This window comes from Vibrio sp. 10N.247.310.17 (assembly GCF_041466605.1).
Classification (GTDB): Bacteria; Pseudomonadota; Gammaproteobacteria; order Enterobacterales; family Vibrionaceae; genus Vibrio; species Vibrio tasmaniensis_A.
Genome location: NZ_JBFSTC010000023.1, coordinates 13,045 through 26,157, shown reverse-complemented (window position 1 = coordinate 26,157; position 13,113 = coordinate 13,045). Strand labels below are relative to the sequence as shown.

The 13,113-nt window shown below is 43.7% G+C and carries 9 protein-coding genes; 7 read left to right on the top strand and 2 right to left on the bottom strand.

What is annotated here, in order from left to right:
- Positions 1–168: 168 nt before the first annotated feature.
- Positions 169–1,089 carry a LysR family transcriptional regulator gene (locus AB6D80_RS09050; protein WP_029223872.1) on the top strand — a complete coding sequence of 307 codons (921 nt, stop codon included), beginning with the start codon at positions 169–171 and terminating at the stop codon, positions 1,087–1,089.
- Positions 1,090–1,342: 253 nt separating this feature from the next.
- Positions 1,343–3,337 carry a TonB-dependent receptor domain-containing protein gene (locus AB6D80_RS09045; RefSeq protein ID WP_371704002.1) on the top strand — a complete coding sequence of 665 codons (1,995 nt, stop codon included), beginning with the start codon at positions 1,343–1,345 and terminating at the stop codon, positions 3,335–3,337.
- 140 nt (positions 3,338–3,477) lie between these two features.
- Here the strand turns inward: AB6D80_RS09045 and AB6D80_RS09040 are convergent, their stop codons facing one another.
- Both AB6D80_RS09040 and AB6D80_RS09035 read right to left on the bottom strand, forming a co-directional pair.
- On the bottom strand, positions 3,478–4,221 hold the full coding sequence (locus tag AB6D80_RS09040; protein WP_102248871.1) for a class I SAM-dependent methyltransferase: 744 nt from the start codon (positions 4,219–4,221) through the stop codon (positions 3,478–3,480).
- Positions 4,222–4,347: 126 nt separating this feature from the next.
- Positions 4,348–5,673 carry a sensor domain-containing diguanylate cyclase gene (locus tag AB6D80_RS09035; RefSeq protein ID WP_102248872.1) on the bottom strand — a complete coding sequence of 442 codons (1,326 nt, stop codon included), beginning with the start codon at positions 5,671–5,673 and terminating at the stop codon, positions 4,348–4,350.
- Between the two features lie 226 nt (positions 5,674–5,899).
- On the opposite strand from AB6D80_RS09035, the gene AB6D80_RS09030 reads away from it, so the two are divergent.
- The 5 genes from AB6D80_RS09030 to AB6D80_RS09010 all read left to right on the top strand — a co-directional run bounded on the left by AB6D80_RS09030 (position 5,900) and on the right by AB6D80_RS09010 (position 13,111).
- Positions 5,900–6,358 (top strand): GNAT family N-acetyltransferase, encoded by a 459-nt coding sequence (locus AB6D80_RS09030; RefSeq protein ID WP_135384908.1) that lies wholly within the window; start codon positions 5,900–5,902, stop codon positions 6,356–6,358.
- Between the two features lie 14 nt (positions 6,359–6,372).
- A complete protein-coding gene (locus tag AB6D80_RS09025; RefSeq protein ID WP_017104375.1) occupies positions 6,373–6,969 on the top strand; it encodes a LysE/ArgO family amino acid transporter in 597 nt (198 codons plus the stop codon).
- Between the two features lie 291 nt (positions 6,970–7,260).
- Complete coding sequence (locus AB6D80_RS09020) at positions 7,261–7,917, top strand: glutathione S-transferase family protein (RefSeq protein WP_102248874.1); 657 nt, start codon at positions 7,261–7,263, stop codon at positions 7,915–7,917.
- 218 nt (positions 7,918–8,135) lie between these two features.
- Positions 8,136–9,389: an exonuclease subunit SbcD gene (sbcD, locus tag AB6D80_RS09015; RefSeq protein ID WP_372188344.1), complete on the top strand. Its 1,254-nt coding sequence runs from the start codon at positions 8,136–8,138 to the stop codon at positions 9,387–9,389.
- Between the two features lie 5 nt (positions 9,390–9,394).
- A complete protein-coding gene (locus tag AB6D80_RS09010; RefSeq protein ID WP_372188342.1) occupies positions 9,395–13,111 on the top strand; it encodes an SbcC/MukB-like Walker B domain-containing protein in 3,717 nt (1,238 codons plus the stop codon).
- Positions 13,112–13,113 lie beyond the last annotated feature (2 nt).

Here is a 13,113-nt window from a genome sequence, read left to right as displayed (position 1 = left end):
TTTTTGTGTCTAAAGTCACCCAAATAAGCCTTTCAAAAACTTAGTTAGCATCAAATTCGGCACTTCACATTGTATGACATCAAAGTAAGAGTGATTATCAATTGTATTAATTCTGGGGAAATAGCACTATACGCATATTGAATCTTCAGTATTTTGAATATCCTTATAATGAATCTTGCCCAGGTCGACCTTAACCTACTCGTTATTCTTAAACACCTTCTTGAAGAGAAGCACGTATCAAACACAGCCTTGGCGTTGGACATGAGCCAACCGACGGTGAGTCGTTCACTACAAAAACTACGAACGGTATTCAACGATGACTTGTTAGTCCGCGCAGCCTATGGTTATGAGTTAACCCCGAAAGCAGAAGTCATTAAGCAAGACCTCAACTCTGTGCTCACACGCCTTGAGAAATTGGTCCATGGAGACGTATTTGAACCGCAGACGAGTAATAGTACCGTTCGGTTCTTTGGCTTGGTTCCTCAGGTTTCACACCTTTTGCCAAAAGTCGTGGCACAAATCCGCCAACAAGCGCCGAATATGGTTGTCGATATCGACTCGATTCCTAAACGACACTTTGAACCTCTGTTATCAGGTGATGCGCACTTTGTATTGTCGACGCATGAACCATTAAGTTCTGAACAAAACCTGTATCGAATGTTCGTAATCAGTCGCGATTATCGGTTATTAATGAGCAAAGACCACCCTCTGGCGGATAAAGAGATCACCGTTGATGATTTATTGAGTAGCCAACTCGGCCAGATCTCACTGCAAGGGGATAAGAAGCTCTCGATTGAAAGTCGTTTCAAAGATTTGGGCTTGATCGATAAGCAGCGTCAGCTATCGATACCGATTCAACTGTCTAACTTTAACGTCGCTCCAGATATGGCTGAAGCGACCGATATCATCTTTCACCTGCCGACACCTTTTGCTCAACAAGCAGCAAAACAGAGAAACCTTGTTTGTAAACGCGTACCCAAAGCGATCAGGAGCCCATCAGAAGACGTATATCTCTACTGGCATAAACGTTTCCACAATGACCCTATGTGTCGTTGGATTCGTGAACTATTTAAAGAGACATACTCCTAAATTATCTGGCACATGAATGTTACTGGCTTAATGCTAATGAATTGAATATATGTTGCCTGCATTATTTGATAGGTGAATAATCATAATGAATTTTCAGCATGAAACTTTCGTTGATTGGAGTGGTAACTGGTTGTTTAATGCAAACCATTATCACTACTAATTACATATAAGAATAAATATCATGTCTGAGAAATCTCTGTTGATTCGCAAGCCTCTTTTGGTTCGCAAGCACCTTATAGTTCGCAAACCTCTTATGATTCGTAAACCCCTTTCGGTCGCAGTAGCTGTTATTTGCACCTCACTATCGGCTAACGTGTTAGCGCAAAAAGAAGCGCAAGCGACAGATGAGCAAATGGTTGTTACGGCAACTCGTACTGAAATGGCTCTAAAACAAGTGCCAGCTTCAATGTCGGTTATCACCGCTCAAGACATCGAAGACAGCCCTGGAATCACTTTGGCTGACATCGTTGCAGAATCAACGAGTGTGGAATCTGATTTTGATAGCACACGTGCTGGCCGTCAGATGATCTCTATTCGTGGTATGGATTCAGACTATACGCTTATCATGGTGAATGGCCGTCGCTTAAGCTCTGCAAGTGCCATCATTCGTGGTAACGATTTCGATCTCTCGACTATTCCAGCTGAGTCAATCGAACGTGTTGAAATCATCCGCGGCCCAATGTCTGCACTTTACGGTTCAGATGGTATGGGTGGCACAATCAACATCATCACCAAAGCTCCAGAAAATGATTGGAGCTCAACGATTAACATGGACACTTCATCTCCATTAGACGGAGATGGTGGCGAAGAATATTCTGTTGGTTTTACTACGTCCGGTGCATTGATTGATGATGAGTTGTTTGCGCGTTTTTCTTTAAATCAAACCTCGCGTGACGCATGGCAACCATATACAGGTAATGGTCGTGAAAATATTACCGCTCTAGAGGAACGCGACACTTTAAGTTTGCTTGCCAACCTGACATGGAATATGACAGACAATCAGACGATTGATTTAGACCTTGGCTATAGTGACGATAAACGTGATGGTTTAGCAGAACATGCTACAGGTTCGAACCTAGTGGATAGTAATGTTGTACGTAACAGTCAAGCGATTACACACAGCGGTTTTTGGAACTGGGGTGACACACAAGTTCGTTACTCTCGTGAAAACGTGACAGACAACGATGCCGCTGATCTAGGTAACAATTACAGTAGCGATGTAGAAGAGCTAACTCAAATAGTAGAAGCGTCAGCAACGACTTATCTCGGTGATAGTCACACCGTAACTTTTGGTATGGACTACCAGTTGAGCGAATTAACCAACAAAGAAAACTTGATCAACGGTACATCAGAAGCGTATCAAGGTGCTTTGTTTGTTCAAGACCAGTGGTTGATGACTGAACAACTCACCGCAACCATTGGTGGACGTTTAGATAAGCACGAATTGTACGGTGAAGAATTCAGCCCGCGTGTGTACTTAGTTCACCAAACGACTAATGACCTCATCATCAAAGGTGGTGTGGGTAAGGCGTTTAAAGCGCCTTCGTTAACTCAAAACCAAGCTGACTACACTGTTAATAGCTGCAAAGGGAAGTGTGATTTGTATGGCAATGAAAACCTTAAGCCTGAAACGAGCTTGAACTATGAAATTGCAGCAATATACAACCAACCACGTTGGAATGTTGAAGGTGCCTTGTTCCGCAACGAAATCAATGACCTTATTGATCGCGATGAAACGTACTGCGAGAACGGCGGAGTGTTTGAATCGGGTAAAGGGTGCGCAGACAGTTCTAGCTCTACTGGCTATGTGAAAGGGAAGCGTACTTATACCAATGTATCTGAGGCGGTGGTTCAAGGTGCCGAACTTACGGGTCAATTTCAGATTACCGATGAGTGGGGCGTGTCTGGTAACTACACGTTCTTAGACACAGAAGATAAGTCAACGGGTGAAGAACTGCTTGAGCGTTACAAGCATTCAGGTTTAGTTAAACTGAACTGGAGCCCAACTTTCGATCTGAATACCTTTATTAGTGCGCGTTACCGTGGTGAACGTAATATCGAAACTGATTTGACTCAAGATGCATACACTACTTTAAACATTGGTGGCGTATACAACATTAATGATTCGGTTAGAGTACGTGCAGGCATTACTAACTTGACTGATGAAGCTGTATCACAAGAGCTAGAGAGTATGGGTTATGTTGAAGAGCCACGTACTTACTACGTAGGTATGACAGCGGACTTCTAATCAATCTGTGTTTGATTTGGTAGCAAGATACATATAGAAACGAAGAACCCACATTGGCTCGATACTCTATAAAGAGAACGGCGAGTGTGGGTTCTTTTTTGTGTGCTTGTATCGGTTTAATTCGTTTGGAATTGGCTTACCTAGATTTTTACACAAGTGACCAAAGCATTACCTGATTTGGTATCCCAAGGCAGCAGCTTGTCATAATCGTGCTCAAAAATATGAACCTCAAAGTAGGGCTTCAATATCTCGATCAACTCCTTAAACGAGAATGCCACCATAGGGTGTTCGTCATTCCATACTTGAGTTTCACCCGCAGTCGTTTTTTCGATACTTAGCTTTAACATTTGCTTACTACCTTCGCCGGAGTAGTACCAACCTGAGCGAAAGGTAAAGTCATCATGTTCTTTGTTGGCTGTATGTCGAACAAACAAGTCATTGCTTATCTTCTCTTTATCAACCACGTTGAAGCAGAAGACACCTTCGTGTTTCAAAGCTCGGTGCACGCTTGCAATGCACTCTTTTAGTCTCTCAATACCGTCGTTGTAATGGATGGAATACAAGAAACAAGTGATAAGATCGAGCGGTTCTGAGACCTCAAAGTTACTCATGTTTTGTACTGAAAAGTTAGCTTCAGGGCAACGAACTTGAGCAATGTCGAGCATTGGTTTATTCAGATCAAGGCCACTACTTTGATAGCCGTAATCAATAAAATGGCGAACGTGTGGTCCAGTGCCACATCCAAGGTCGAGGTGTGTTTTTCCTTCATTTCCAAAAATCTGATGTAACCTACGAACGCAGTCACTCTGCGCTTGGTAGTCAATATCGACACACATTAAATCATAGTAACCGGATAGGTCGGTATAGAGTGCGTTGGCGGACATGTTTGCCTGCAGCATTTGCTGAAAAAATTGGGGTGGCGCATAGTAAACTAGAACTTAAAAATAACAAGAAAATCTTGGGTCAACTTATAGGCTTAAATGACCTTTTCTTGATGCTTAGCAATTGTTTCACGAGCCACACTCTATACATGCACCTTCGTGGTTTACTGAGACTCTATTTTTTCCGTTGGATTTAGCACGATAGAGCGCGTCGTCTGTAACTCGAATCAACGTATCTAGGGAGTTGTTGGTACGAACGATGCAGCTGTCGGTAATGCCAATACTGACGCTTGATTGAAACTTGGTGCGATTAAATCCCAAGAATTGATGAGTTCGAAATTCTTCGCAAATACGTTGACCAACAATTTTCGCTTGGGAGTATGCCGTGTCGAAAATGGTTCCATGAGTCGTTCGGTTTTTTGGAAAGAAGACGATAAACTCTTCACCTCCCCAGCGGCCAACCACGCCGTTCAAGGCTTTGACGTGCTTCTTAATGGTATTCGCGAGAGTGCGAATCACTTCGTCACCAACACTGTGTCCAAATTGGTCATTAATTTTTTTGAAGTCATCAATATCCAACAGTAAACAAGACATCTCAGTTTGTTCTTTTAACGGTTTTTTTAACCAATCGTAAATGGCACTGCGGCTGAATACTTGTGTTAGGTCGTCGTGAAGTGCGCGGTGCAGTAGCTCTTGTTCTAATTTAACCTTGTCGGAAACGTCTTCTACCACCACTTGGATCGCTTTTTCGCCTTCCCAATTGATGATGTTGTCGTAGATATTGAAGTGTTTTTTACTCCCGTCAAAGCATTGGTTTTCAACCACAGAACTGAAGCTTGGTGTATCACCGGCAAGAATACTCTGGCTGCGTCTCATGGCATTGATACGACTGTCCGGCGGAATAATTGAAATGATTGAGTCCATGGCGAGCACTGCTTCTATCGATTTGGCACCCTGCATTTCAACCCAGGCTTGATTAACCATTAGAGGCTTGAAATTTTGGTGGACGAGCACGCCCTGTTTCGAACTATTGAGTAAAGTCCGGTACATACGATCTTTTTCTTGATGTTTACGCTCTGAAGCAACAACTGAGGTAATATCTATGATCATTACACGAAGAGCGGGGCGGTCGTTGACTCTGACCGCTTGAGCAAGGCTAAACAGCGAGAGAAGGCGGTTATTCACCGGAATATCTTTATAAAGCTTTCCCTTTCCCAGTTGGCCTTTAATCGCAGAAAGGTAACGTTCACGGACAGAGCCGTGATAATCTTTGGGTATTAATGAGTAGACAAAATCGACGTTGTTGAGAAGTGCTTCACGGCAACTGTAACCGAAGATTTTTGCAATGTTTTCGTCGACATCGATGACACGGTGGTCTTGCAGCGTAATATAGCCCTGTGCAGAGTCGAAATTCTGCCTAGGGGTGGCTGTGGTTAAATCTAGTTGGATGCTCATATAGATCTGACTACATATCCTCTCACCAAAAACAGGTGCTTTAAATAAATGGTGGTGTCGTAAATAAATTGTGACTGCTGTATATCGACAAAGCTATCAGATACCTAACACGGCAAGCGTCACGATACTATGTGATTAAAGTGTGCCGTACGCAACTTTTTGAGGGTAGCGTAATTTTACTGTATCTAAAACGGATAAAAAAATTATTAAGGATAATTAAAGAGTTATGGAAATAAAAATTGATGATTTGTCGGGTGGAGAGGTTATTGAGCTACTCGAAGAGCATTTAGCTGATATGTATGCGACATCGCCAGTCGAAAGCGTTCATGCACTGGATCTAGAGGGGCTCAAGTCGCCAGAGATTACTTTTTTCAGTGCTTGGAAAGACAGCCAACTGCTTGGGTGTGTCGCCATTAAAGAGCTTGATACACAACACGCTGAACTGAAGTCAATGAGAACCTCGCAGTTTGCAAGAAAGTCCGGTGTCGCAAGCAAGCTATTGCAGCACGTTTTGGATACGGCAACCGCTCGCCAATATCGACGTATTAGCCTAGAAACGGGATCGGAAGACTACTTTAAGCCAGCGCGTAATTTGTACCAAAAATTTGGCTTTGGTTACTGTGAACCTTTTGCTAATTATGTGTTAGATCCGCACAGTCATTTCATGAGTTTTGAGTTACGTTAAGAGGCTAGCTTTAGATGACGACTTACTTAGCAGGTTTCTCCCTTGGCCTTTCGTTGATTCTTGCGATTGGCTCTCAAAATGCGTTTGTTTTAAAGCAAGGGCTTAAGAACCAACACGTATTGGCAGTTTGCGCTGTATGTGCGATTTCTGACGCCTTACTCATTAGCTTTGGTGTGACGGGGTTTGGCGCGATCGTTGAGCAGTTCCCTCAAGTTGAGCAGTTTGCTCGTTACGGTGGGGCTATCTTTTTAGGCGTTTACTCATTCTTGAGCTTTCGCTCAGCATTTACCGAAAATCATGCCTTAGAAGCCAGTGTCGAAACCAAAAGCTCTTTAACCAAAGCAGTTACCATGTGTTTAGCGTTTACTTGGCTTAATCCGCATGTGTATCTGGATACTGTGGTATTGCTTGGTTCTATCTCTACACAATATCAACCAAATCAAATGTTGTTTGGTGCAGGTGCAGTATCGGCTTCATTCGTGTTCTTTTTTTTACTTGGCTATGGTGCACGATTCTTAGCTCCAATGTTTAAGAACCCGAAATCATGGAAGATGTTGGAGTTTGTTGTAGGAGTGATCATGGCATCTATTGCACTATCTTTGGTTGTTTAGTTTTACTCTGCTTTCGTTAACTTCTCCTCATCAGTTGAACGCTGGTGGGGAAAGTACGGCTTGTTAGCTTGCTAGCTCGTTAATTAGTAATTAGTACTGTATCCCTCTGTCTTGCCTCCCTAGCTATTAATTATTCTTTGCAAAGATTTCGCATTTCTCTGTTGGTTTTAAACGTCTTGATAACAACAAATTAAATTATTTCGTGAAATAACGAATTATTCTTCGTCTTTTGGATTTTGGGTTCGTCTTAGGGGTGTAACAAGAAATTATTAACCCGATTCGGAGCCAAAAATGATTAAATTGATTAGCTTTAAAAACTGCCCATTTGTTCAACGTGTAATGGGTTCACTAGTAATGAAAAACGTCCCGTTTGAAATTGAGTACATTGAGCTGAATAACAAACCACAGTGGTTTTTGGATATCTCACCGAACGGGCAGGTTCCTGTATTGATTACAGAAAATGACACGGTTCTTTTTGAGTCTGATGCGATTGTTGAATACCTAGACGATAAATATGCCCCTATTGAAGAGGTTTCACCCGAGCAGAAAGCACTCGACCGTGCTTGGTCTTATCAAGCGAGCAAACATTACATGGCACAGTGCGGCACCATGGCGAGTAAAGACAAAGAGACTTTTGAAACACGCTTAGCCAATTTACAAAAGGCGTTCCTAAAGGCAGAGAAAAAACTGGGTGATACTGAGTTCTTTAAAGGGGACTACATCTCTAACGTCGACATCGCTTGGTTACCACTGTTACACCGAGCATTTGTAATTAAAGGGCGTTCAGGCTTCGATATGCTAGAAAGCTTCCCGAAAGTACAGAGGTGGCAAGCGGCTCTGATTGAATCTGGGTTGACCGATAAAACCGTTCCAGCGGACTTTATTGACAAGTTCAGCGGCTTTTATTTAACGAATAACTACCTGGCAAGCCTAGCAGAAGCTCGCTAAATAAAGATTAAGTAATTTATGGCGTATAGTTTAGGCCACAGACAATTAAAACCGCTCTAACGTTGAGCGGTTTTTTTATGTCAAAAATAATGATTGGTTACGCTATGGGCATAGTTGATCCAAAGCCTGAAATTAGTTGGTTTTCACAAGCTTATAAAAGGGTATTTTGTCGACTATTTTGGTAAATTAAAGCTATTACCGACTTCCAGTGAGCAGAAATGAAGATTCTTCACACGTCCGATTGGCACCTTGGCCAAAACTTCTACAATAAAAGCCGTAAGAATGAACATGAACGGTTTTTACAATGGTTACTTCAGCAAGTTACTGAGCACAACATCGACGCGATCATTGTTGCTGGCGATATTTTTGATACCAGCACACCGCCGAGTTACGCTCGTGAGATGTATAACAAGTTTGTGGTCGATTCGAACAAGATCGGCTGCCAATTGGTGTTATTAGGTGGAAATCACGATTCAGTCTCTGTGCTTAAAGAGACACAACAGCTGCTCAAATACATGGGTGCATACGTGATTCCTAATACCAATGAAGATCATGCGACTCAGGTTGTCGAACTCAAAGGCAAGAACGGCGATGTAGAAGCGCTGGTTTGTGCCATTCCTTTTATTCGTCCTCGCGATGTGTTGACCAGTCAGGCGGGTGTCACCGGTGTTGAACGTCAGAAGCAACTCGGTGATGCAATCAAGCAACACTACCAAAGTGTTTATGATGCCGCTGTAGAAAAACGTGCGGCGTTTGAAAACAGCGAGCACATGCCGATCATCGCTACTGGTCATTTAACGGCGATGGGTGTCCAACAATCGGATTCGGTGCGTGATATCTATGTTGGCAACCTTGATGGTTTCGCCGCTGATGGCTTCCCAGATGCAGACTATATCGCACTTGGTCATATCCATCGCCCACAAGTGGTGGCAAAGCGTGAATACATTCGTTATTCAGGCTCTCCAATCCCACTAAGCTTTGATGAACTTAAATCTCAGAAACAAGTGTGTGTTGTTGAGTTTGTTGAAGGTGAGCGCACCATTTCTCAATTGCCTGTTCCTACATTCCAACCTCTAGCTGAAATCAAAGGCGACTTGAGCGAGATCGAATCTCAGCTGAACCAATACATAGGTTTAGATAGCGAACAAAGCGTGTGGTTATCGATAGAAGTGCAAGCGCAAGATTACTTGTCGGATCTACAAGAACGTATGCGTTCATTGACTGACGGTTTGAATGTGGAAGTACTTCAACTGCGCAGAGCAAGAGAGCGTCGCAATCAAGCATTAGAGCAAGAGTCGGCAGAAACCTTATCTGAACTGAGCCCGATGGACGTGTTTACGAAGCGTATTGCCTTAGAAGAGTTTGAAACCGATTCTGAAAAAGCGCGTTTAGAGCGCATGACGGTGAAGTTTAAACAAGTGATGGTTGAAGTGTCTGAGAGCGCTCAAGCGCCAAATAAAGTAGAAGAGTAACCAGTATGAAGATTTTAAGCCTAGAATTTGAAAACCTGAACTCTTTAAAAGGGCGTTGGAAGCTCGATTTTACCCAATCACCGTTTGCAGAAAATGGTCTGTTCGCGATTACTGGCCCAACAGGGGCAGGTAAAACCACCATTCTTGATGCGATTTGTTTGGCATTGTTCCACCGCACACCGCGTTTAAAGAGCATCGCTAAAGGCAACAACGAATTAATGACGCGTGGCACGGGTGAGTGTTTCGCTGAGCTTGAATTTGAAGTGCAGGGCAAAACGTATCGCTCTAACTTCCACCAAAAGCGAGCTCGCGGAAAGCACGATGGCGCATTACAAACGCCAACGTGTGAATTTGCGGATGCGGACACCGATAAAGTCTTAGAGACTATGTTGACCAAGAAGACAAAGTTGGTGGAGCAGGTAACGGGTCTCGATTTCTCACGCTTCACTAAATCGATCATGTTGTCTCAAGGTGAGTTTGCGGCGTTCTTAAATGCTAATGCTAACGACCGTGCCGAGCTACTTGAAGAGCTGACGGGCACAGAAGTCTATAGCCTGATCTCTGAGCGCATCTACGATCATTTCAAGTCGAGTGAAGAGTCGCTTAATCACCTTAAAGCCAAAGCAGAAGGTGTGAGCTTACTGTCTGAAGAGCAAATCCAAGAGCTAACCGCAGAACGAGAAACGTTAGAAGCGGAACAGAAGCGTTTAGCGGAGCAATTAAAAGAGTGGCAAGCGCATCTAAGCTGGTGGAAAGACGTAACTAAAGCTGAGCAAACTATCGCGACCAGTGAGCACGATCTTAAAACAGCTCAAGATGAACTAGACCGTAATCAACCTTCATTAGAGCGCTTGGCAAACAGTGAGCCGGCTGAAAAGCTGCGCCCAATGCACAAAGATTTAAAGCGTTGCGAACAAGAGGTGAGCACTACTCAAGCTCACTTAGATAACAGCTCTAAGTTACTGGCCGTTCGTGATGCAGAAAAGCAAGACGCGCAAATTAAATTGACTCAAAGCAGTGCAATTGTCGAACAAGTAAAAACCGAGCAACAAGATCAAGAGAAGATCATCGATCTTGTCCGTCCGCTAGATAACCAAATTGCCGTACTCAAAGATAAGCAAACTGCGGCCGTTAATGCAGCAAATACGCTAAACGAGCAACACACGCAACAGCGTAATCAACAGATTGTTTTAGTCCAAAAAATTGATGCACTGAAGCAACAAGATCAACTCAGCACTGAGTACTTAAATACACATCAAACTGACCAACATCTGGAAAAACACTTAGGTCAGTGGCAAGCAAAGGTAGAGCAAGTTCGTACTCTAGAGCGTCAGCATGCAGAACAGTTAAACTCAGCGAAGCAAACTTTGTCTGCGATTGATGCACAGCAAACGATCATCAAATCTGCGCAAGAAGCTAAAGCAACGCAAGACAAAACTTTAAGTGAATTGGTTGTGCTAGAGAGTAGTGCAAAGCAACAGTGGGAAGCATTGCAAGGCAACATCAGCGAACAAGTATTGAATGCGCAAAAAGATCTGTTGGAGTACTGGAATCGCAATACGCACTCATTACTTGAGATCAACCGTGGTTTCCTAAATGCCCAGCAACAGCTGCACGCAAAAACTCAGGCACATCAAACTAACACTCAGTTGGTCGATAAGCTTTCGAAAGAACGTGAAGTGTTAGTCGAGCGATATAAAGAGAAAGAGACGTCTCTTGAACGACTAACGCGATTGATTGATCAAGAAGGCGAATTGGCGAAATACCGTGCGGCTTTGGAATCTGGAACTGAGTGCCCACTGTGTGGTTCAACAGACCATTCGATTGAGCAGTCGCAAGATATTGCAAATTTGGTTGCTCAAAAAGAAACGGAAAACCTAGAGTTAACGGCCATCAAAAAAGAAGGCCAAGAGCATCGTCAGCAGTTAGATTCTCTGGCCCCTATGATTGCAGCGCTTAACGATGACATTCAACGTGCGCAAGCGGATATTCAACAAGCTCAACTGAATTGGCAAGGTGTAATCGGCAAGCTTCAACAGAGCTTATCGGATTTCGTTGGCATGGCTCCTGAACTGGCACTGTTAACGATTAACGATTTGGGCAATGAAGCTATAGTCGCGACCTTTGCTCAGCAGTGTGAACTTCAACTAAGTCAGAGCTCACAGCAACTCAAGGCGTTGGCTGATGCGAAAGCGCTCTATGCTGAAGCTGAGAAACAACGTTTATCTGTAAGTGTTATGGCTGACAAGGCGCAGTCTAATCTCGAGTTGGCCGAGCAACGCTTAGCGGATCTGAATAAGCAAAATCACAGCACGAACGAACAAGTGGCTCAGATAGCTCTAGCAAAAGAACAGCAATGGAACGCTCTGAAAGAGAGCATTGTTCAAACGGCTATTGAAGCGCCTGAACTTGAAAATATTGATGATTGGTTTGCTGCTAAATCGCAAGCATCAAACACATGGCAGCAAACCAAACAGCAACAGGCCGATATTGAGAAGCAACTGATCACTCAAAATGCCGAATTGAAAACCTTAGATGACAAGCTAAGCAGTGTTGAGAAAGAGCTCGCGACACTGACGCAAGAAAGTGAGTCTCTAGCGTCAGAGCTCACTCGTGTAGTTTCTGAAAGAACAGAGTTGTTTGGTGACAAAGACATTCAAGCCACCAGCAATGCGATGAAGCAAAAAGTCACAGAAGCGGTTAGTGCATTTGATGCCGCGCAGTTGGTGCTTAACCGCTGTGAACTTGAACATCGAACTGAGCAAACCAAACACACTGGTTTCTCGGACGAGTTGGTCAGTAAGCAATCAAGCTACACACAAGCGTCGAATGCTTGGTTACAAGCACTGAAAACGAGCCCATTCGAAGATGAGGTAAATTTTGAAGCGGCGTTGTTGGATGAAGAGGTTAGAACTCAACTTCAAAGCCTGAAGAAGTCTTTAGACGAAGCGATTGTCAGTGCACAAGCTAGGTTGAACACCGCCAAAGCGACGCAAGTGGAGCTACAAAACCACGAAAATGCTAAAGCATGGCAAGAGCAAGACCAACAGCAAGTTGAAGAAGCGACTACTGAGTGTCAAAACGCACAGCAAAGCCATGCGACAAAGATCGGTGCAATTTCTGCCAATCTTGAAACGGATAGCCAGAACCGCAGCAATCAGCAAGATCTGTTCAAGCAGATCGACGAACAGCAGGTCGAGTTTGATGATATCTCACGTCTGAACTCACTTATCGGTTCTAAGAACGGCGATAAATTTCGTAAGTTTGCCCAAGGTTTAACTCTGGAAAACTTGGTGTATTTGGCGAACAAGCAGCTACAGCGTTTACATGGTCGTTATGAGCTAAAACGTAAAGCCGATGATGGCTTAGAACTTCAAGTGCTCGACACATGGCAGGGCGATGTGATGCGTGATACCAAGACGTTATCAGGTGGCGAAAGCTTTTTGGTGAGCTTGGCGCTGGCATTAGCGCTTTCTGATCTTGTGAGCTACAAAACCAGTATTGATTCTCTGTTCTTAGATGAAGGTTTCGGCACGCTCGATAGTGACACATTAGACATTGCTCTAAACGCGCTGGATAACTTGAATGCGTCAGGCAAGATGATAGGCGTAATCAGCCACGTTGAAGCACTGAAAGAGCGTGTGCCTGTGCAACTTAAAGTGACGAAACATTCAGGCCTTGGCGTGAGCGAGATGGAGAAACAGTACAAGGTTGTCGCTTAGGT

What these genes read in the sequence shown, in the direction of transcription:
- AB6D80_RS09020 (WP_102248874.1), top strand. Translation starts at nt 7,261, where the DNA reads ATGATTAAATTGATTAGCTTTAAAAACTGCCCATTTGTTCAACGTGTA.
- AB6D80_RS09040 (WP_102248871.1), bottom strand. Translation starts at nt 4,221, where the DNA reads ATGTCCGCCAACGCACTCTATACCGACCTATCCGGTTACTATGATTTA.
- sbcD (WP_372188344.1), top strand. Translation starts at nt 8,136, where the DNA reads ATGAAGATTCTTCACACGTCCGATTGGCACCTTGGCCAAAACTTCTAC.
- AB6D80_RS09035 (WP_102248872.1), bottom strand. Translation starts at nt 5,673, where the DNA reads ATGAGCATCCAACTAGATTTAACCACAGCCACCCCTAGGCAGAATTTC.
- AB6D80_RS09010 (WP_372188342.1), top strand. Translation starts at nt 9,395, where the DNA reads ATGAAGATTTTAAGCCTAGAATTTGAAAACCTGAACTCTTTAAAAGGG.
- AB6D80_RS09050 (WP_029223872.1), top strand. Translation starts at nt 169, where the DNA reads ATGAATCTTGCCCAGGTCGACCTTAACCTACTCGTTATTCTTAAACAC.
- AB6D80_RS09045 (WP_371704002.1), top strand. Translation starts at nt 1,343, where the DNA reads ATGATTCGTAAACCCCTTTCGGTCGCAGTAGCTGTTATTTGCACCTCA.
- AB6D80_RS09030 (WP_135384908.1), top strand. Translation starts at nt 5,900, where the DNA reads ATGGAAATAAAAATTGATGATTTGTCGGGTGGAGAGGTTATTGAGCTA.
- AB6D80_RS09025 (WP_017104375.1), top strand. Translation starts at nt 6,373, where the DNA reads ATGACGACTTACTTAGCAGGTTTCTCCCTTGGCCTTTCGTTGATTCTT.